Here is an 18,351-nt window from a genome sequence, read left to right on the forward strand (position 1 = left end):
TGGCCTCACTTTGAATAGAGCACTCCGTCGGCCTGCATCGCGTCGATCTCTGCCGGCTCGAAGCCCAGCGACCGCGCCACCTCGGCGTTGTGTTGTCCCAGATCGGGGGCGACCTCTCGGATGGTTGTGTCGCACGCCGAGAAGTGGAACGGCAGGTTGGGCAGGCGCAGCGTTCCATAGCGCGGATGCTGCTGCTCGACCACCATGCCTCGCGCCAGGATTTGCGGATCGGCAAGCACCTCGTCGATACGCTGCACCTTGGCGCAGGGGACGTCGATGCTGTCCAGCAGCTCTAGGACCGACTTCACCGAACGGACCGCCACCCAGGGCTCGACCACCGACAGGATTTCTAGGCGATGGGCGTTGCGGCCCACGCCGTCATGGAATCGCGTATCGGTGCCGAAGCCGGCTGGGCCACCGTGCGCTTCGATCAGCGCGGCGAAGCGTTTCCATGCATCGTCCACCTGCGCCGCAATTACCAGATCGCCGTCGGCGGCACGGAACACGCCATAGAGGGTCGAGGTCGGCATATCGTGCCCGGTCTGCTCGGGCAGCACGCCCTTGAGCGTGTAGCACTGCACCGCGTATTCGTGCATCGACACCAGCGTGTCATACAGCGCCATATCGATGTGCTGTCCGCGGCCGCTTTTCACGCGGCCCAGCAGTGCAGCGTTGATGGCCGCCACCGCGTGAATGCCGGTGTACATGTCGCCCAATGAGATGCGCAGCAGCGGTGGTCGCTCGCCCGGCGTGCCGACCATCTGCATGATGCCGCTCTTGGCTTCTGCGATCAGCCCGAAGCCGGCGCGATGTGCGTCGGGCCCGGTATGGCCGTACGCAGAGATCGAGCAGTACACCAAGCCTGGATTGCTCGCCGACAGGGCGGCGTACCCCAGCCCGAGCTTGTCCAGCGCGCCAGGCCGGTAGTTTTCGATAAAGACGTCGGCCGAGTCGCACAGGCGCTGCATGAATGCCTTGCCGCGCGGGTCTTTCATGTCAACGCTCACGCCGCGCTTGCCCATGTTGAGCTGCAGGAAGTAGCCGCTTTGCTGGTCGTCGAGCACAGTCGCATGCTGGCGGCCGGCGTCGCCGGTGCCCGGACGCTCGACCTTGATGACTTCAGCGCCGAGCGCCGCCAAACAGCGGCCGACATACGGACCAGCGAGGAAATGGCTGTAGTCGACAACGCGAATACCTTCGAGAGGACGGGCCTGCATCACAACGCTCCCGGCCGGCGCGGCACCATCAGCCGGTGCTCGCCGCGCTGCACCACCTGGCTATTCTGGTTGATCAATTCGGACGGCAGCACGACGATGCCCCAGCCCGGGCGGCTCTTGCTTGGTCGCATTGCGCCCACGCGAAACTTCACGTGCAGCACGTCGCCCACCTTGATCGGCAGCAGGAAATCCCACGTCCAGCCGAGCGACATGCCCGGCAGAAAGCGGTAGTCACTCTGCGTCTTGAGCCCATCGGCAATCGACAACCCAAACAGGCCATGCGCGACGAGACAGCCGAAGTGGCTGGCCTTCGCATAGTCCTCGTCCACGTGCACCGGTGTGTGGTCACCCGTGAGGTCGGCATAGGCGAGGATGCGTTCCTTGGTGACCGTGTACTGCGGGCTGACGCACTCATCGCCTTCGCGCGCGTCGTCCCAATATTTCTCGATGACCGTCATGTTCATGCCTCCGCACGCGGGTTGATCGCCAGGGCACTGGCCACGCAAGACGCAGGCTTGGCCTGGATCAGCTCGACGGCCAGGCCGTCCGGCAGGCGCAGCCAGTTGCGCCCCTGCGGCATTGCGCTGACGCCGAATCGCTGCGCCGCCGCCAACGCGGCCTCCAGGTCCTCGCACATCACGCCAAGGTGCGCGAGCCGACCCTCGGGGCCTTCGTACTGCGGGTCGTGGATGAACTGCATGCCGCCCAGCGTCCAGTACTGCCGAGGCGCTTCACGCGGGCCGTCCACCTCGCGCATGGTCATGCCGAGCACCTCCTCGAAAAACCGGATGTGCCAATGGATGTCTTTCACCCAGATGGCGACGTGCTCCAGATAGGCCTTGGGAAGGCTCATGCGCTTGTCTCCTTGCGTTGTCGGTCGGCCATTGCACGCTCGATCCCCTTGATGCAGGCGACCAGCGTGGCGTTGACCGGAGTCGGCACGCCGTAACGCTGCCCCCAGCGCACGACCGAGCCATTGATGAAGTCGATTTCGGTGACCGAACCCTTTTCGAGGCTCTGCAGCATCGACGTCTTGAAAGCGGGGGAAAGTCCTTCGGCGGCCAGCGTCCAGGCCTGTTCGGGATTCGCCATGGAGAGTCCGACGCCCGCGGTCTTGGCAACGGCCATCGCTTCGGCCACCGCCGCCAGCGCGGTCGCTTTCAGCAGTGGTTCGTCGTAAAGCTGCCCGTAGGTCAGGCCGGTGATGCCGGTCAGTGCGCCGGTCGCAACGTTGATCAGCAGCTTGTCCCACATCGTGCCGACGATGTTGTCGCTGACCGTCGTGGCAAGCCCGGCGGCATTGAACGCGTCGGCAATGGCCTGCACGCGGCGCGTGAGTTGACCATCGAGCTCGCCGATGTAGGTCGCCTTGCCGGCCACCCCAGACTGGATATGCCCCGGGCCGCGCAGCACGCCGCCGACGTAAGTCTTGCCGGCCAGCACGCGCTCGCGACCCACGATGTCGGCAAGCACATCCTCGTGCCCGAGCCCGTTCTGTAGCGACAGCACCAGCGTGTCGGGCCCGACCAATTCCAGCGCACCGCGCATTGCTGCATCCGTGTGGAAGGATTTGACCAGAACGACCACGAGGTCCGCTGCACCCGCCTCGGCCGCCTGCGTCGTAGTCCGCACCGGAACGCGCCGCGTGCCACCGGCATCATCGACCTGTAGCCCGTCGCGGCGCATGGCTGCAACGTGCGCCGCCGATCGGTTCAGCAGCCAGGTTTCATGACCGGCTTCGGTCAGTGCGGCGCCGATGGCGCAGCCCAGCGCGCCGGCACCCAGAATCGCGATCTTCAACGGCATCTCCTTGTCATGCGGTGCATGGTAGGAGTTGACGTTCATGCTGAAAATGCAATGATTGCAATATCGCCATTGCATACCGCAATAAAGCCATGATGCCGACCGATCTGCCCGACCTGAAGCTGCTCCAGCTCTTCGACCTGCTGTACGACACGCGCAGCGTCACCCGCGTGGCGGAGCAACTGGGCCAGAGTCAGCCGACCATCAGCATCTGGCTGGGGCGTTTGCGTGAAACCCTGCAGGACCCGCTATTCATCCGCACGCCGGGCGGCATGGCGCCGACGCCCCAGGCCGATGCGCTGATCGGACCATGCCGGGAGATTCTCGAATCGCTGCGGCGCTTCGTGACGTGGGAGATTGCGTTCGACCCCGCCACCGCGCAGCGGCGATTTCGCATCTGCATGACCGACGCGAGCCACATCACGCTGCTCCCTCGGCTGCTGGCGCACGTTCGTGCCCAGGCCCCCGGCATTCGGCTGGAAGCAGCAAGGATCGATGGCAACACCGAACGCGCACTGGAGTCCGGCGAGGCCGATCTCGCGATCGGCTACGTGCCGTGGCTGGGCGGTGGCATGTATCAGCAGCAGCTTTACGAGCAGGATTGGGTGTGCCTTGCCAACCGGCATCACCCGCGGCTTCGCACGCGGCTTGGTGTGAATCAATACCGCAACGAAGGGCATGTCGCCATTACCGCAGGAACTGGAGCGCAACTGCTGGAACAGGCCCTGGCTCGCGAGCGGATCGAGCGCCAGGTGGTGCTGGAACTACCGGGGTTCCTCGGCCTGGGCGCCATCATCCAGACCACCGATCTGATCGCCACACTGCCGCGTCACATCGGCGAGACGCTGGCACGGGCCAACGATCTGGCGGTCCATCCGTGCCCGATCCCCGTCGAGGGGTTCGCCGTGCGGCAGCACTGGCACGCCCGATACCATCAGGAAGCCGGGAATCGGTGGTTGCGTGGCGTGGTGGTGCAGTTGTTTGGCAGTTCGCGCTAGACCGTCGTCAACGATTCTTGAAAAAGGGTCCGCTTCTGTTTGGAAGCCGCCTGTGGCTCAGCGCCCGGTCGAACGGCCAAGAAGGGGTGCAGATTCAACCGGTCAATGCAACGTATTGATGGAATCGTTCCGCTGGCGTATCGAAGTTTAGAGTCTTGCGCGGACGTTCGTTGAGTCGTCTGGCGACGGCATTGCGCTTAGCCTGCGAACTGAGTCCGTCGCTTTGAGTTGGATCGCCTCTAGCATGGCGTGGTCCTCGTCTCCGACGACAGCAATATCCCAGCCCGGATGGTTCGATACGCTCGAAACGTCCCGCCGCCCCTCAGCCTTTCAGCCCGTCAGCTGAACTTGCGCGCCGCATCGCGCGCCAGGCCAGAACCGATCCCGCCGAACAGGTCGCCTTCGACGCGCCGCGCCGACGGCAGCACTTGCGCCAGTTGCTCGCGCAGCAACGGCACCCCGCTGGAGCCGCCGGCGAAGAGAATGGTATCGACCGCTTCCGCTGCGACGCCCGCCGTCTTCAGCATCGCCTGTACCGTCGAGACCGTCTTGCCGACCAGCTTCCCAATCGACTGGTCGAAGTCCTCGCGCGTGACGGGCTGCTTCAACTCGGGCGCGATGCGGTGCAGGTCGATCTCCGCTACCGGGACGTCCGACAGCGCGATTTTCGCGCCTTCCACCTGGATGGCCAGCCAGTGGCCGGCGCGCTCGCGGATCAGGCGGATCAGGCGGTCGAGTTTTTCGGTGTCGGCGACATCTCGGTAATTGTCCATCACCACCGCCCACGCCTTGCGCGTGTACACGTGGTTGATGGTGTGCCAGCTCGCCAGGTCGAAATACTGGCCGGACGGCATCGCCTTGCCGTTGCGCAGCGTGCTGTTCAGGCCCAGTAGCGGCATCACGCTGGCTAGGCTCAAGGCGCGGTCGAAGTCGGTGCCACCAATGTGAACGCCGCCGTTGGCGAGGATGTCCTCGCGGCGGTCAGGGCGTTTCGCGCGGTCGGGCGACAGGCGCACCAGCGAGAAGTCCGACGTACCGCCGCCAATGTCCGCCACCAGCACAAGTTCTTCACCGCTGATGCTGGCCTCGTAGTCGAACGCGGCGGCGATGGGCTCGTACTGGAAGGCGATCTCGTCGAAGCCGGCGTCGCGCGCGATTTCCGACAGCGTGTCTTCGGCGAGCTGGTCGGCCTTGGGATCTTCGTCGATGAAGAACACCGGGCGGCCCAGCACGGCGCGGCGGAATTCATGGCCGGCGGCGCGCTCGGCGCGGCTCTTGAGTTCGCCGATGAAATGCGCCAGCAGCTTGCGGAAGGGCATGGCCTGGCCCATGACCTCGGTGCTGTCGTCCATCATCGACGTGCCGAGCAGGCTCTTGAGCGAGCGCATCAGGCGGCCCTCGTAGCCGGCAAGATAGTCGGTCAGCGCGGCACGGCCGTAGCTGACCAGCGGGTCTTCGGCGTGAAAGAAGATGACGGAAGGCAGCGTAACCTTGCCGTCTTCGAGCGGCAGCAGGGTGGGTGCGTCCGATCTCAGCCAGCCGACGGTGGAGTTGGACGTGCCGAAATCGACGCCGCAAGCGTTTGACATCATAGGATTGTGGCTTCTCGAGTGCAGCGGGAGGCATGCGCCTGTACGGGATATCAGGAGCGGGCGCCACCGGCGAAGGGGCGCTATTGTAGTGGCTTTGTGCGAGGGATCGCCGCCCGTTCGTTGCCGGGTCATGGCTGACAGCAATCGCTGCGAAGCCGGTGTTGGCCAATGAAACTCGAATGGCGGCAACAAGCTGGAAGCGGTCGCTGAGGGCAGCCGTGTCACCACCTCCTTGTGTGCCAAGCGTTGGTCGTTGGTTTTTTTTTCAGGGCTTGCGACTTAGGATGATCTCATTTAAGTGATTTATACATCATATTTATGGGTGCCGAAGATCCGCCTAACTTCGTATGCACCACCGTCGCGGAGCGTTACGTATCTTCCTCGTTACTCAACCGTCTCGATGTAACTTATTGAAGAGAAAGGAATTTTTTGAGGCAGTGACAACTGGGAGCGTCAGGGAGTTCAGAGTTGAGCGAACAAAGTTCAGCGCTGAGTGAGTCTCGACAATTCCCCATTCTTGAAATCGTAATACCCCGTCCCTATAATTAGCACTCGCCGGGCAGGAGTGCTAACAACGCCTCCGACCCCCGATGCTTTCCCGATGCGCCGCGTCTTGCGGCGCGTTTTGTGAATAAACACTCACTTTGCATTGAGGAGTTGTGTATGAACCTGCGTCCTTTGCACGACCGCGTGATCGTGAAGCGCCTGGACAACGAAACCAAGACCGCTTCGGGCATCGTCATCCCTGACGCCGCCGCTGAAAAGCCGGATCAAGGCGAAGTGCTGGCCGTTGGCCCGGGCAAGAAAGACGACAAGGGCAACGCGATTTCGCTGGACGTGAAGGTCGGCGACCGCGTGCTGTTCGGCAAGTACGCCGGCCAGAGCGTCAAGGTGGAAGGCCAGGAAGTCCTGGTCATGCGCGAAGAAGACATCATGGCCGTGGTGGCGAAGTAAGCGTGCGCTCAAGCGCAACGGCTTACCAGTAACCCAATCCTCATTGCCCGCGCCCCACTAAGGCTGGCGCAGGCAACATCCAAAGATCTCGGAGATTCTCAAGATGGCAGCTAAAGACGTAGTGTTCGGCGACGCCGCACGTGCCAAGATGGTTGAAGGCGTGAACATTCTCGCCAACGCAGTGAAGGTGACCCTGGGCCCGAAGGGCCGCAACGTGGTGCTGGAGCGTAGCTTCGGTGGCCCGACCGTGACCAAGGACGGTGTGTCGGTCGCCAAGGAAATCGAGCTGAAGGACAAGCTGCAGAACATGGGCGCGCAAATGGTCAAGGAAGTCGCTTCCAAGACCAGCGACAACGCCGGTGACGGCACCACCACCGCAACGGTGCTGGCTCAGTCGATCGTGCGCGAAGGCATGAAGTACGTTGCCGCCGGCATGAACCCGATGGACCTGAAGCGCGGCATCGACAAGGCTGTTGCAGCAGCCGTCGAAGAGCTGAAGAACATCAGCAAGCCGACCACCACCAGCAAGGAAATCGCTCAAGTTGGCGCCATCTCGGCCAACAGCGACGAATCCATCGGCCAGCGCATCGCTGAAGCCATGGACAAGGTCGGCAAGGAAGGCGTGATCACCGTGGAAGACGGCAAGTCGCTGGCCGACGAGCTGGACGTCGTGGAAGGCATGCAGTTCGACCGCGGCTACCTGTCGCCGTACTTCATCAACAACCCGGAAAAGCAAGTTGTCCAGCTGGACAACCCGTTCGTGCTGCTGTTCGACAAGAAGGTCAGCAACATCCGTGATCTGCTGCCGGTGCTGGAGCAAGTGGCCAAGGCTGGCCGTCCGCTGCTGATCATCGCTGAAGACGTCGAAGGCGAAGCCCTGGCAACGCTGGTGGTCAACAACATCCGTGGCATCCTGAAGACCGCCGCCGTCAAGGCTCCGGGCTTTGGCGACCGCCGCAAGGCCATGCTGGAAGACATCGCCATCCTGACGGGCGGCCAAGTCATCGCTGAAGAAGTCGGCCTGACGCTGGAAAAGGCAACCCTGAACGACCTGGGCCAAGCCAAGCGCGTTGAAATCGGCAAGGAAAACACCACGATCATCGATGGCGCTGGCGATGCCCGCAACATCGAAGCCCGCGTGAAGCAAGTGCGTGCCCAGATCGAAGAAGCGACCTCGGACTACGACCGTGAAAAGCTGCAAGAGCGCGTGGCCAAGCTGGCCGGCGGTGTTGCCGTGATCAAGGTTGGCGCTGCCACCGAAGTCGAAATGAAGGAAAAGAAGGCCCGCGTGGAAGATGCACTGCACGCAACGCGCGCTGCCGTGGAAGAAGGCATCGTGGCTGGTGGCGGTGTTGCGCTGCTGCGCGCCCGCGCTGCCATCTCGGGCCTGAAGGGTTCCAACGCTGACCAAGACGCCGGCATCAAGATCGTGCTGCGCGCCATGGAAGAGCCGCTGCGCCAGATCGTCACCAACGCTGGCGACGAGGCTTCGGTGGTTGTGGCCAACGTGATCGCCGGCAAGGGCAACCACGGCTACAACGCCGCCACCGGCGAGTACGGTGACCTGGTGGAAATGGGCGTGCTGGATCCGACCAAGGTGACCCGCACCGCGCTGCAGAACGCCGCTTCGGTCGCTTCGCTGATGCTGACGACGGATTGCGCCGTTGCAGAACTGCCGAAGGACGATGCAGCTCCGGCAATGCCGGGCGGCATGGGTGGCATGGGCGGCATGGACGGCATGATGTAATTTGCCCGTCCGGCAACCCGGCCCGGCCGCTGGTTCTTCCGGCGGCTGTTCCAAACAAAAAACCCCGTGGGTGCGAGCCCGCGGGGTTTTTTGTTATATGCATGCATGTTCTCCCGCTGATTTGTTAACGCGCCGTTAACGCTGCATTGCGGCAGGCTTCGCTACAATCGGCCCACCCGCGAGCGTCTGTTTCTGAGCGGGCACGACAACAACACAGGGAAGGGAAAACAGATGAACGACATCGCACGCGAGCCCATTCTTGGCGGCGCCCCCGCTCCGGCTGCCCCGCAACCCTTGCGGGTCCGCTTTATTGGCAGCGGCTCGGAATACTTCCGTATCTGGATCGTCAACCTGCTGCTGACCATCGTCACGCTGGGCATCTACTCGGCCTGGGCGAAGGTGCGTACGATGCAGTATTTCTACCGCAACACGCAGCTGGCAGGATCGAGCTTCGACTACCACGGCAGCCCGACCGCCATCCTCAAGGGCCGCGCGATCATCTTTGTGTTGGCGCTGGCGTTCAACTTGCTGAGTCATTCGTCGCCGGGCATGTCGCTGCTGTTCCTGGCGCTGCTGGCGGCGGCGTTTCCGTGGCTGCTGGTGCGCTCGCTGCGCTTCCGCATGGCCAACTCCAGCTACCGCGGCCTGCGCTTTGCCTTCACGGGCAAGGATGCAGAAGGCTACATGGTGTTTCTGGTGTGGCCGATCCTGAGCGTGTTCACCGCATACCTGCTGGCGCCGCTGGCGCACCAGCGCTTCAAGCGCTATCAGCACCGCAACACGCGCTTTGGCACCACGCCGTTCGATTTCTCGGGCACGCCGGGTAACTTCTACGGTGTGTATCTGCGCACCTTCGGGCTGGCGCTGCTGGCCTTCGCGGTGGCGGTTGCTGTGATCGCGCTGCTGGGCGTTTCGATCGGCAAGGCGGAAAGCAGCGCTGGCCGCGCCATCGCCATCGCCATTACGGTGGTGCTGATGTATGTGGCGATGCTGTTCCTGGCACCGTACTTCATGTCGCGTTTGCAGAACGTCGTGTGGAACCACACCACGCTGGGCCCGCACCGCTTCCAGAGCCAGGTGGCGGCCGGCAAGCTGTTCTGGATCTACGTGTCGAACGCGGTGCTGATTGCCATCACCATCGGCCTGTTCACGCCGTTTGCGCGTGTGCGTACGCTGCGCTACAAGCTCGACTCGGTGACGCTGTTTGCGGCCGGTTCGCTCGATACGTTCGTGGCGGGCGAGGCCACCAAGGTGGGCGCGCTGGGCGACGCCGCTGTGGACTGGTACGACATCGACATCGCCCTGTAAGCACGCTGGAAGACAACGCACATGATCCTCGCCACCTACTTCGACGGCCGGACTTCGCGCGCGCAGCCCGTGCGCCTTGCCGTCGAGGCAGGCGAGGCGGTGCTGTTCGATACCGATGGCACGCTGCTGCGTCGTGCGCCCCTGCCCACGCTGCGCGTGTCGGAGCGCGTCAAGCATGCGCCGCGCCTGATCACGTTTGAGGACGGCGCCTTCTGCGAGATTGCCGATCCCACCGAGCAGGCGACACTCAACACGCTGCTGCAGCGTACCGGCCACCAGGAAGGTCTGGTGGTGCGTGCGCAGAACAGCTGGAAGCTCGCGCTGGGTGCGCTGATCGTGACGGTACTGGTGCTGGTGATCGGTTACCGCTACGGCTTGCCGTGGGGTGCCAAGGTGGTCGCGAACATGGTGCCGCAACGTGTGGAGCTGCAGCTCGGGCGCGGTACGCTGCGCGCGCTGGATGAACGCTGGCTCAAGCCCAGCAAACTGCCGGAAGCGCAGCAGGCGCGCATTCGTGCACGCTTCGCAGCCCTGCGTGCACCGCAGGCCACGCATACGTACAACATCGTCTTTCGGGATGCGGGTTCGCTGGGTGCCAATGCATTCGCGCTACCCGGCGGCGACATCATCGTGACCGATGCACTGGTCAAGCTGGTGGGCGAGGGCGACGGGCTCACGGGTGTGCTGGCGCACGAAGCCGGGCACGTTGAGTATCGCCACGGCCTGCGCCAGCTGATTCAATCCTCCGCCATTGGTGCGACAGCGGCGCTGCTCTTTGGCGATGTGTCGACCATTCTCTCGGGCGTGCCGGCGGCGATGCTCACGCTGCGCTATTCGCGTGACTACGAGCGTGATGCAGACCACTACGCCGCGCAATTGCTGCAGGACAACGGCGTGTCTGTCGGCGCGTTTGCGGATGTACTGCAGGCGCTGGAAGACACGCACGGCGGCACGCGCAAGGCTGACGGCGCGAAGCAATCCGACACCGCCAGCGATGACGACGCCTCGGCGTTCTTTTCTTCCCACCCGCTCACGCGTGAGCGCATCGACACGCTGCGCCGTTTCGATCGCACGCACGGCGCCAGCGACACCCGCGACGCGGACTGACGCGTCACACACGCCGACTCCACTCGCCACGCTCGTCCAATTCCCGGCGGCTTCGTCATCCGTTTGATCGATTTCTCCCTTGCCTCGTGCCACCAAGAATGGTGGCAGAGGGACGGGGGACATCATGCGACACGCAGAATCAGGCGTCATGAACGCATTGGCGGGTGTGCTGCCGCCAACGCTTGTGCAGCGGTTGCCGGACCGCATGATGGTGATCCGCTTGGCCCGCTTCGGGGTTTCTGGGGTTGTGGCTACCGGCGTGCACGTGGCCATTGCCACCACGCTCATCAACGGTTTTTCTGCCTCCCAGGTGACGGCTAACGGCGTGGCGTTTGTCTGCGCCAACGTCTGCTCGTACCTGCTCAATGCGCTGTGGAGCTTCTCGGCCAAGCCGGGGCGCGCCAATTTCCTGCGCTTCTATGCCGTGTCACTACTCTGCCTGGCGCTGACGCTCGCGATCTCGTGGCTGGCCCAGACGTTGGGTCTGAGCTACTGGGTGGGGCTTGCGGCCATCTTGTCAGTGGTGCCGCCGCTCACCTTTGTATTGCATCGGTTCTGGACGTTCCGCTAGCGGAGGGCCACATGGGCTGCCTACACAAACCGCCCGCCATGCAAGCGACCAGGCGGCCTGGCGTTTCATTGCTGAATCATACCTACGGCCAGTTTCGGACTGCGTTCGCGGCGCCTACAACTGACGATAAGGGACGGGGAAACCTGCATACGACCGGCGAGTTGCAGCAGGTAGTCAGTACGACGCCCGATAGCCATTCATACCGGCGGAGGCGAAGGCATATGCGCACGCATACCAAACAGAGAGAACGAGGGGCGGTGCTCCCGATGGTCGGCCTGATGCTTGCCGTGTTGCTGGGGATGGCAGGCCTGGTCATCGACTTGAGCGGCTTGTTCGTGGCCAAGACGGAGCTCCAGTCAGCGGTGGATAGCTGCGCCTTGTCGGCCGCGCAGGAGCTGGATGGCGCCACTGATGCGCTGACACGCGCGACGAATGCAGGGGTGACGGCGGGCAATGCCAACCGTGTTGTCTATCAGGCATCGTCTGCGTCGTTGGCCAATGCTGACGTCACGTTCAGTACGGCGCTGAACGGCACATACAGCGCTGCCGGTGTCGCGTCCAGCTCGTCCAGCTATGTCAAGTGCACGCACTCGAAAAGCGGGATCACGGCGCGCCTGATCAAGTTCGTTGGCGGTGCCAACAGCTATGCCGTTGCCGCGCTGGCGGTGGCCACGCGTGTGCATGCGCAGAGCACGTGTCCCATTCCCGTAGCCTTGATCCCGAAAACCGGCGGTACGGCACCCAACTACGGCTTCCAGATCGGTGAGTGGGTCAGCATGCTGTACGCTGGCGGCTCCACTACGCCGGGTGAGATGGGTTGGTACAACCTCGATGGTTCCACCAATGCCAACGAGACAAAAACCGAAATGGATCAGGGCTACTGCAATTCCAAGATCGGTGACCAGTTAGGGACACCCGGTGCGAAGGTGTCCGTTGATGACAATTGGAACGCGCGCTTCGGTATCTACAAGAACAAGTCCAATGCGTCGCAACTGCAGCCGGATTTCACGGGCTACTCCTATACGTCGACCAACTGGAAAAACACGGTGCCGCAGAACGCCTACAGCGGCACACCTGCATCGGGTTCCGACAAGAGCGCTGCCAACTTCAAGAACAAACGGCTGGCCTATGCCAACTACGACGATACCGGCACGAGTGTCTCCGGCGGTGACAAGATCACCGGGCTCAACGTCAAGGGCGGCTACAAGAATCTTGCGACAAGCGGGAACAGCGGTGACCTTGCCACCTATGGAGTGAACCGGCGTGTTGTCCTGGTGCCAGTCATCTCGTCCGCATCGAAGATCATCGATTACGCCTGCATGCTGATGCTGCAGCCCATTGATGGGGTCCACAACACGCCGCAGTTCGAGTTCCTGGCCAATGCGTCGAGTACCAGCAGTCCGTGCGCGCCCAGTGGCTTGGCGGGCGGCAGCAAGGGCCCTTTGGTTCCCGCATTGGTGCAGTAGGAGCGAACCATGAAGATGCGACAACGACAACATGGTGTAGCGCTGGTCGAACTGGCGATCACGCTCAGTTTGCTGCTGGCCATCACCTTTGCGGTGACGGAGTTCGGTCGGGCCATCTACACGTACAACACCCTGGCCAAGGCCACCCGAGACGCCACTCGCTACCTGAGCACGCAGGCCGCCGGCAACGCGACCTCCTATACGACGGCAACGAATCTGGCGGTCTACGGCACGCCCACGGTCGGCAACACCCAAGCGCCACTGGTGCCGGGGCTGACGTCCAGCATGGTTTCCATTTGCGATGCGTCCAACACGAGTTGCACATCCAACATCGCACAAGGGACCAACCCGGCCATCAATACCGTCACCGTCACCATCTCGGGCTACAAGTTCAATCCGGTGATCGACATGATGGCGTTCCTGCGCTTCTATGCGGGCGGCAAAGGGTCGATCACCTCGTTCCCGTTTGGGAACATCTCAGTGACGATGAGGCAGTCCTATGAATAAGCATCAGAAAGGTACGACGGCGGTTGAGTTCGCCATTGTGGTGGCGCTCTTTCTGACGGTGCTGCTCGGCATCCTCGACTTTGGGCGCATTCTCTTTACCTGGAACGCCGTGGGTGAGGCGACGCGCTGGGGCGCGCGACAGGCGGTGGTTTGCGGTCAGGGGTCGACGTCTGTGTTGACCAAGATGCAGACCATTCTGCCGACGCTCAAGACTGCGAACGTGTCGGTGCAGTGGTACGACACCAGCGGGGCAGTGAGCACAACTTGTGATGCCACGAGCTGCGGTGGTGTTGCAGTCAGTGTTACCGGGATGACGGTGGCGCCTTATTCGCCGGCGACCTGGATTGGATTTTCTCGGCTGGCTGTGCCGGGGTTTTCCACCTACCTGCCGCGGGAGGTCATGGGGCAGGATGCCAACAGCAGTAGCGTTTGCTCTTGAGGTTTCTTTGCTTGCTGCCGGTCTGGTTCGCTGTTTCTTGTTTGTTGGGGGATGGGCTTGGTGGCCCATCCCCTTTGTCATTCCCTGGCGGGATGGGCGGTTGTGGTCCATCCCTTGTTTCATCCCCTGCCGGGGCTGACTTACTTTCTTTGTCTTGCCAAAGAAAGTAAGCAAAGAAAGGCGCGCCCGAGATGGCGACCCCCTCCTTGGATTTTTGTCGCCGGGAGGGAGGGGAGGCAAACTCGCTGCGCTCAGACAAGCCTCCCCTCTTTTTCCTCCCCGCAACAAAAATCCAAGGCGCCATCTAGGGCAGGAACGGCCAAACCGGCTGGGTGCTGTCCGTGGCGCCGTGTTTCTTGCTCCTGCAGGGCTCAAAGCCCCGAGGTTGAGGTTCAGAACTCCAAAATTGGGGTGCAGAACCTCAAAGTCGGGGTTCCGGAACCCCACAGTCGAAGTTCAGAACCTCAAAGTTGAAGCTCGGAACCGCTCAGTTGGCGTTCAGAACCTCAATGCTGGGGTTCCGGAACGTCAAAGTCGGCGTTCAGAACTCCAAAGTCCGAGTTCGGCACCTTGACGCTGGCGTTCCAGAACCTCGGCGTCGAAGTTCAGAACCTCAATGCCGCTACAAAGAGCGTGGCGGGCGAATCGATTCGCTCCAACGCCAACGCCAGTGCCACGACGGTGTGGCCGTTCCTGCCCTAGATGGCGCCTTGAATTTCTGTTGCAGGGAGGAAAAAGGAAGGGAAACTGTTTGAGCGCAGCGAGTTTTTCCCTTCCCCTCCCTGCGACATAAATTCAAGGAGTGTTTCGTCATCTCGGGCGCGCCTTTCTTTGCTTACTTTCTTTGGCAAGACAAAGAAAGTGAGTCGGCCCCGGCAGGGGACGAAAGGGAGGTGGACCACAAAGACACGCCCCTAGCGAAAGCGCAAACATGCAGACAAACCAACAACGTCAAGAAACGACGCACCAGGCACACACGGCAATCCCCGAAACCCGAGAGAGCCATCGAGGAACACACGTCCCAGCCCAACCACACACTCGAGATACAAAGGAAAAAACCCGGCGCGCGTCCGGGAACAGGACCACCGCTCTAGCACATACGCCAGGTGATAGTCCGGGGGCCTTTCCTACCAGCTTATCTTCGCGCGCGCATGTCAGCCTCCCGAGCCTGTCATGGTCGGCAGCAGCACACGGTAGATCTGGATGAACGCCGGGCCGAGCAACACCAGCAGCAGCGTCGGGAAGATGAAGAAGATCAGCGGAAAGAGCAGCTTCAGTGCGATCTTTGCAGCCTGTTCTTCGGCGCGCATGCGGCGCTTGGTGCGCAGCATGTCGGACAGCACGCGCAGCGAGTCGGCAAGGCTGGTACCGAAACGGTCTGCCTGGATCAGCATCGATGCAAACCGGTCGACGTCTTCCACACCGGTGCGCAGCGCCAGGTTGGTGAGCGCCTTTTCCTTGGGAAACCCGGAGCGCAGCTCCAGCAGCGTGAGTTCCATTTCTTCGGCCATCACGGGGCAGCGCAGCGCGAGTTCGTCCGACACACGCATCATGGCGGCATCCAGGCCAAGCCCGGCTTCTACGCACACCGTGAGCAGGTCTAGCATGTCGGGAAATTCTTCAAACACGTCGCGCTGACGATGCTCGACTTTGCGTGCCAGTGCCGCGTTGGGCACGTAGTAGCCAATGGCGCTCAGCATCCCCAGGACAGCGAGGACCGCCTCCTGCTCGTGGTGTTCCGGCCGGCTGCTCAGCACCAGCAGCGCTGCCAGCGGGAAGAGGATCGCCAGCACCGTCTTGACGCCAAAGTACAGCGACGGCGCCCAGGGTTGCCGCCAGCCTGCATTCATGAAGCGGATGCGCAGCTGTGAGTTCTCCCAGCCGTCTTTGGGCAACGACAGTTGCGAGACCGGCTTGGCCCAGGTGGCCAGTTTCTCTACCCAGGCATGGTCGGTGCCGCCGGCCAGGTCTGCGCCCACGGTCTGGCCGCCGATCTGTTGCATTCGGTCGCGTGCGCGGTTCGGAGAGAACAGATGCAGTAACCCAAGTGCACCGCCAAAGGCAGCCACGAAGATCAGGGCCAGGACGAAATATTGATCGGAATAGAGCGCTTGCATGATCGTCTCCCCCCAAGAAAACGAAGTCACGTTGTCAGGTCAGGTCATCAGCCGTGCCGCATGTCGCACGTTCGTCAGACCCGGATGCGGATGATCTTGCGCATCCAGATCAGGCCCATCACCATGTTGAACAGCGCCAGGCCGATCATCCGCAGGCCGATCGGGTCTGTCCACAGCACCTTCATGAAGTCCGGATTGACGATGAGGATCATGGCGGCCGTGCCGAAGGGCAGCAGCCCGAGAATCCATGCCGACAGCCGCCCTTCGGCCGACAGCACACGGATCTTGTCGTACAGCTTCAGGCGCTCGCGCACCAGGTTGCCGATGGTGTCGAGAATCTCCGCCAGGTTGCCGCCGCTCTCGCGCTGGATGAGCACGGCAATCACGAAGTAGCGCAGGTCATTCACGGGCACCCGCTTGGCCAGGTTGGTCAACGCCTCGTCGAGCGACACGCCGTAGTTGATCTCTTCGAAGGTGGTGCGGAACTCGGGGCCCATCGGTTCCTTGATCTCCTGCCCGACCATGCCCAGCGCGCTGGCGAAGGAGTGGCCGGCACGCAGCGCACGCGCGATCATGTCCACCGCGTCGGGAAGCTGTGCCTCCAGCTTCTTGAGGCGTTTGTGCCGCAGCGATGTGATGCGCAAGACTGGCAGCGCGGATGCAAGCAGCGCACACGCCATCAGGATGGGCAGTGGAAACGGCAGAAACAGCGCACCCACCACCAGCGCGCCGACGGCAATCGCGATGCTGTACCCGAAGAGCTGCGCGACCGACCAGGCGCTGCCGGATTGCTCCAGCCAGCGGTCGATCACACTCACACGGGGCAGGCTCATCAGCCAGCGCTGGAACTGTGGTGATTCGCTCAGCAGACGTTTCTTGAGAATCGACAGTTGTTCCGTGCCGACGTGTCCGCCCGCGGACAGTGCCCGAATGCGGGCATCAACGCGCTTCGCCTCGGGGCCGTGGTAGTTGTTCCACCACTGGTAGACCCCCTCGATGCAGAGCACGACGGCCGCGAACAGCAGGATTGCGAACGCGTAGAAGATTTCGTTCATTTAGGGTGCCCCCGTTTCTAGATCGCGCTTGGACCACACTGGTGGTGGCTCTGGCTTCAAGCCCTTAAGTCGTTAGGCCTCAAAGTGCCGTTGCGGGTCAAAGGTTTCGTCTGGCAAGCCCACCCCGAACACGCGCAGCCGCTCGGCAAATTTCGGATAGACCCCCGTGGCGCGGAAGTGCCCCTTGACGGCGCCGTCCTGGGCAATGCCCGTGCGCTGGAAGGTGAAGATCTCCTGCATGTTGATGACATCACCTTCCATGCCGGTGATCTCCTGAATGCTGATGACCTTGCGACGCCCGTCGGTCAACCGAGCCACCTGGATGATCACGGTGATGGCCGAGGCGATCTGCTGCCGGATCGTCTTGGGCGGCAGGTTCAGGCCCGCCATGTTCACCATGTTTTCCATGCGCGTGAGTGCATCGCGCGGGGTGTTGGCGTGGACGGTGGTGAGCGACCCTTCGTGGCCGGTGTTCATGGCGTTGAGCATGTCCAGTGCCTCGCCGCCGCGCACTTCGCCCAGGAGGATGCGGTCGGGCCGCATGCGCAGGGCGTTGCGCACCAGTGCACGCTGCGTGATTTCGCCCTTGCCTTCGATGTTGGGCGGGCGTGTTTCCAGGCGCAGCACATGCGGCTGACGCAGCTGGAGTTCAGCGGCATCTTCGATGGTGACCATCCGCTCGTCGGCTGGAATGAAGCCCGAGAGGATGTTCAGCAGCGTGGTCTTGCCGCTGCCCGTGCCGCCCGACACCAGCACGTTCACCTTGGCTTGCGACAGGGCTTGCATCAGCTTGGCCATGGGCGGCGTGAGCGTCTTGAGGTCGATCAGGTCAGACACCTGCAGCGGGTTGGTCGCAAACCGGCGAATCGACAGCAGCGGGCCGTCGATGGCCGAGGGCGGAATGATGGCGTTCACCCGCGAGCCGTCGGGCAGGCGCGCATCCACCATCGGGCTGGTCTCATCAATGCGACGGCCCACGCGCGAGACGATCTTCTCGATCACCTTCATCAGGTGCGCATCGTCGTAGAACGTGACGTCGGTGAGCTCCAGCTTGCCGCGGCGTTCAACGTAGACCTGCTTGGCCGTGTTGACCAGGATGTCGGACACCGTCGGGTCCTGCAGCAGCGGCTCGAGCGGGCCGAAGCCGAACATCTCGTCGTACACGTCGGTGGTCATCTGCCGGCGCTCGGTATCGTTGAGCAGCAGTTTCTCCTCGTCGATGATGCTGTTGACGAGGGTGCCGATCTCGTGGCGTACCTGCTCGGTCGGGAAGCGGGCCAGCCGCTCCAGGTCCACGCGGTCCAGCACGACTTCGTGCACGGTTTTCTTGAAGTCCCGGTAGGCCGGATGGCCCACCACTTTGTGGTGAAGCGGCGTGTGTCCGTTCATGGACAGCGGCGCATGGTCCGGGTGGGAGAGTTGTTCGCGGATCGACATGATGGGCTCCGTCTGACTGGCGAAATCAATGAG

18 protein-coding genes are annotated in these 18,351 nt (G+C 62.6%); 10 read left to right on the plus strand and 8 right to left on the minus strand.

What is annotated here, in order from left to right:
- Window positions 1-5 precede the first annotated feature (5 nt).
- Genes ACS13N_RS11345 through ACS13N_RS11360 form a run of 4 tightly spaced genes read right to left on the minus strand, consistent with a single transcriptional unit; the run spans window position 6 to window position 3,017 of the window.
- The gene (locus ACS13N_RS11345; RefSeq protein ID WP_438931749.1) at window positions 6-1,217 is read right to left on the minus strand and encodes a CaiB/BaiF CoA transferase family protein; all 1,212 of its coding nucleotides are present in this window, start codon (window positions 1,215-1,217) and stop codon (window positions 6-8) included.
- On the minus strand, window positions 1,217-1,675 hold the full coding sequence (locus ACS13N_RS11350; protein WP_438931750.1) for a MaoC family dehydratase: 459 nt from the start codon (window positions 1,673-1,675) through the stop codon (window positions 1,217-1,219). The genes ACS13N_RS11345 and ACS13N_RS11350 overlap by 1 nt, the downstream gene beginning before the upstream one ends.
- A gap of 2 nt (window positions 1,676-1,677) precedes the next feature.
- Window positions 1,678-2,070: a VOC family protein gene (locus ACS13N_RS11355; RefSeq protein ID WP_438931751.1), complete on the minus strand. Its 393-nt coding sequence runs from the start codon at window positions 2,068-2,070 to the stop codon at window positions 1,678-1,680.
- Window positions 2,067-3,017, minus strand: coding sequence for a ketopantoate reductase family protein (locus ACS13N_RS11360; RefSeq protein WP_438932838.1), 951 nt, complete (start codon window positions 3,015-3,017; stop codon window positions 2,067-2,069). The genes ACS13N_RS11355 and ACS13N_RS11360 overlap by 4 nt, the downstream gene beginning before the upstream one ends.
- A 95-nt stretch (window positions 3,018-3,112) precedes the next feature.
- Here ACS13N_RS11360 and ACS13N_RS11365 point away from each other — a divergent pair, with 95 nt between their 5' ends.
- Entirely contained in the window at window positions 3,113-4,018 is a 906-nt protein-coding gene (locus ACS13N_RS11365) for a LysR family transcriptional regulator (RefSeq protein ID WP_438931752.1), read from the plus strand.
- A gap of 338 nt (window positions 4,019-4,356) precedes the next feature.
- On the opposite strand, the gene ACS13N_RS11370 is transcribed toward ACS13N_RS11365, so the two are convergent.
- Window positions 4,357-5,610, minus strand: a complete 1,254-nt coding sequence (locus tag ACS13N_RS11370; protein ID WP_438931753.1) for an Hsp70 family protein — start codon at window positions 5,608-5,610, stop codon at window positions 4,357-4,359.
- 663 nt (window positions 5,611-6,273) lie between these two features.
- On the opposite strand from ACS13N_RS11370, the gene groES reads away from it, so the two are divergent.
- The 9 genes from groES (at window position 6,274) to ACS13N_RS11415 (ending at window position 14,411) form a co-directional block, all read left to right on the plus strand.
- Window positions 6,274-6,564: a co-chaperone GroES gene (groES, locus tag ACS13N_RS11375; protein WP_438931754.1), complete on the plus strand. Its 291-nt coding sequence runs from the start codon at window positions 6,274-6,276 to the stop codon at window positions 6,562-6,564.
- Between the two features lie 103 nt (window positions 6,565-6,667).
- Window positions 6,668-8,311: a chaperonin GroEL gene (groL, locus tag ACS13N_RS11380; RefSeq protein WP_039600554.1), complete on the plus strand. Its 1,644-nt coding sequence runs from the start codon at window positions 6,668-6,670 to the stop codon at window positions 8,309-8,311.
- Between the two features lie 231 nt (window positions 8,312-8,542).
- Window positions 8,543-9,619 carry a YjgN family protein gene (locus tag ACS13N_RS11385; protein ID WP_438931755.1) on the plus strand — a complete coding sequence of 359 codons (1,077 nt, stop codon included), beginning with the start codon at window positions 8,543-8,545 and terminating at the stop codon, window positions 9,617-9,619.
- A 21-nt stretch (window positions 9,620-9,640) separates the two neighbouring features.
- Window positions 9,641-10,726, plus strand: coding sequence for a M48 family metallopeptidase (locus tag ACS13N_RS11390; RefSeq protein WP_438931756.1), 1,086 nt, complete (start codon window positions 9,641-9,643; stop codon window positions 10,724-10,726).
- Between the two features lie 124 nt (window positions 10,727-10,850).
- Complete coding sequence (locus ACS13N_RS11395; protein ID WP_438931757.1) at window positions 10,851-11,297, plus strand: GtrA family protein; 447 nt, start codon at window positions 10,851-10,853, stop codon at window positions 11,295-11,297.
- A 221-nt stretch (window positions 11,298-11,518) separates the two neighbouring features.
- Window positions 11,519-12,763, plus strand: a complete 1,245-nt coding sequence (locus ACS13N_RS11400) for a pilus assembly protein TadG-related protein (RefSeq protein WP_438931758.1) — start codon at window positions 11,519-11,521, stop codon at window positions 12,761-12,763.
- Between the two features lie 9 nt (window positions 12,764-12,772).
- Window positions 12,773-13,270, plus strand: a complete 498-nt coding sequence (locus tag ACS13N_RS11405; RefSeq protein WP_438931759.1) for a TadE/TadG family type IV pilus assembly protein — start codon at window positions 12,773-12,775, stop codon at window positions 13,268-13,270.
- Complete coding sequence (locus ACS13N_RS11410) at window positions 13,263-13,709, plus strand: TadE/TadG family type IV pilus assembly protein (protein WP_438931760.1); 447 nt, start codon at window positions 13,263-13,265, stop codon at window positions 13,707-13,709. Before ACS13N_RS11405 ends, ACS13N_RS11410 begins: the two co-directional genes overlap by 8 nt.
- Before the next feature lie 570 nt (window positions 13,710-14,279).
- Window positions 14,280-14,411: a hypothetical protein gene (locus ACS13N_RS11415; protein ID WP_438931761.1), complete on the plus strand. Its 132-nt coding sequence runs from the start codon at window positions 14,280-14,282 to the stop codon at window positions 14,409-14,411.
- Between the two features lie 452 nt (window positions 14,412-14,863).
- Here the strand turns inward: ACS13N_RS11415 and ACS13N_RS11420 are convergent, their stop codons facing one another.
- The 3 genes from ACS13N_RS11420 to ACS13N_RS11430 form a co-directional block, all read right to left on the minus strand.
- Window positions 14,864-15,826 (minus strand): type II secretion system F family protein, encoded by a 963-nt coding sequence (locus ACS13N_RS11420; RefSeq protein ID WP_438931762.1) that lies wholly within the window; start codon window positions 15,824-15,826, stop codon window positions 14,864-14,866.
- A gap of 74 nt (window positions 15,827-15,900) precedes the next feature.
- Window positions 15,901-16,881, minus strand: a complete 981-nt coding sequence (locus ACS13N_RS11425; protein ID WP_438931763.1) for a type II secretion system F family protein — start codon at window positions 16,879-16,881, stop codon at window positions 15,901-15,903.
- A gap of 72 nt (window positions 16,882-16,953) precedes the next feature.
- Window positions 16,954-18,318 (minus strand): CpaF family protein, encoded by a 1,365-nt coding sequence (locus ACS13N_RS11430; RefSeq protein WP_438931764.1) that lies wholly within the window; start codon window positions 18,316-18,318, stop codon window positions 16,954-16,956.
- Window positions 18,319-18,351 lie beyond the last annotated feature (33 nt).

This window comes from Ralstonia sp. 24A2, from assembly GCF_051783885.1.
In the GTDB taxonomy this organism is placed as follows: Bacteria; Pseudomonadota; Gammaproteobacteria; order Burkholderiales; family Burkholderiaceae; genus Ralstonia.

Bases quoted from the DNA above. Each gene is read 5' to 3' on its own strand.
- ACS13N_RS11355 (WP_438931751.1), bottom strand. From the start codon at position 2,070: ATGAGCCTTCCCAAGGCCTATCTGGAGCACGTCGCCATCTGGGTGAAA.
- ACS13N_RS11390 (WP_438931756.1), top strand. From the start codon at position 9,641: ATGATCCTCGCCACCTACTTCGACGGCCGGACTTCGCGCGCGCAGCCC.
- ACS13N_RS11410 (WP_438931760.1), top strand. From the start codon at position 13,263: ATGAATAAGCATCAGAAAGGTACGACGGCGGTTGAGTTCGCCATTGTG.
- ACS13N_RS11365 (WP_438931752.1), top strand. From the start codon at position 3,113: ATGATGCCGACCGATCTGCCCGACCTGAAGCTGCTCCAGCTCTTCGAC.
- groL (WP_039600554.1), top strand. From the start codon at position 6,668: ATGGCAGCTAAAGACGTAGTGTTCGGCGACGCCGCACGTGCCAAGATG.
- ACS13N_RS11405 (WP_438931759.1), top strand. From the start codon at position 12,773: ATGAAGATGCGACAACGACAACATGGTGTAGCGCTGGTCGAACTGGCG.
- ACS13N_RS11370 (WP_438931753.1), bottom strand. From the start codon at position 5,610: ATGATGTCAAACGCTTGCGGCGTCGATTTCGGCACGTCCAACTCCACC.
- ACS13N_RS11425 (WP_438931763.1), bottom strand. From the start codon at position 16,881: ATGAACGAAATCTTCTACGCGTTCGCAATCCTGCTGTTCGCGGCCGTC.
- ACS13N_RS11345 (WP_438931749.1), bottom strand. From the start codon at position 1,217: ATGCAGGCCCGTCCTCTCGAAGGTATTCGCGTTGTCGACTACAGCCAT.
- ACS13N_RS11350 (WP_438931750.1), bottom strand. From the start codon at position 1,675: ATGACGGTCATCGAGAAATATTGGGACGACGCGCGCGAAGGCGATGAG.
- ACS13N_RS11395 (WP_438931757.1), top strand. From the start codon at position 10,851: ATGCGACACGCAGAATCAGGCGTCATGAACGCATTGGCGGGTGTGCTG.
- ACS13N_RS11385 (WP_438931755.1), top strand. From the start codon at position 8,543: ATGAACGACATCGCACGCGAGCCCATTCTTGGCGGCGCCCCCGCTCCG.
- groES (WP_438931754.1), top strand. From the start codon at position 6,274: ATGAACCTGCGTCCTTTGCACGACCGCGTGATCGTGAAGCGCCTGGAC.
- ACS13N_RS11420 (WP_438931762.1), bottom strand. From the start codon at position 15,826: ATGCAAGCGCTCTATTCCGATCAATATTTCGTCCTGGCCCTGATCTTC.
- ACS13N_RS11400 (WP_438931758.1), top strand. From the start codon at position 11,519: ATGCGCACGCATACCAAACAGAGAGAACGAGGGGCGGTGCTCCCGATG.
- ACS13N_RS11430 (WP_438931764.1), bottom strand. From the start codon at position 18,318: ATGTCGATCCGCGAACAACTCTCCCACCCGGACCATGCGCCGCTGTCC.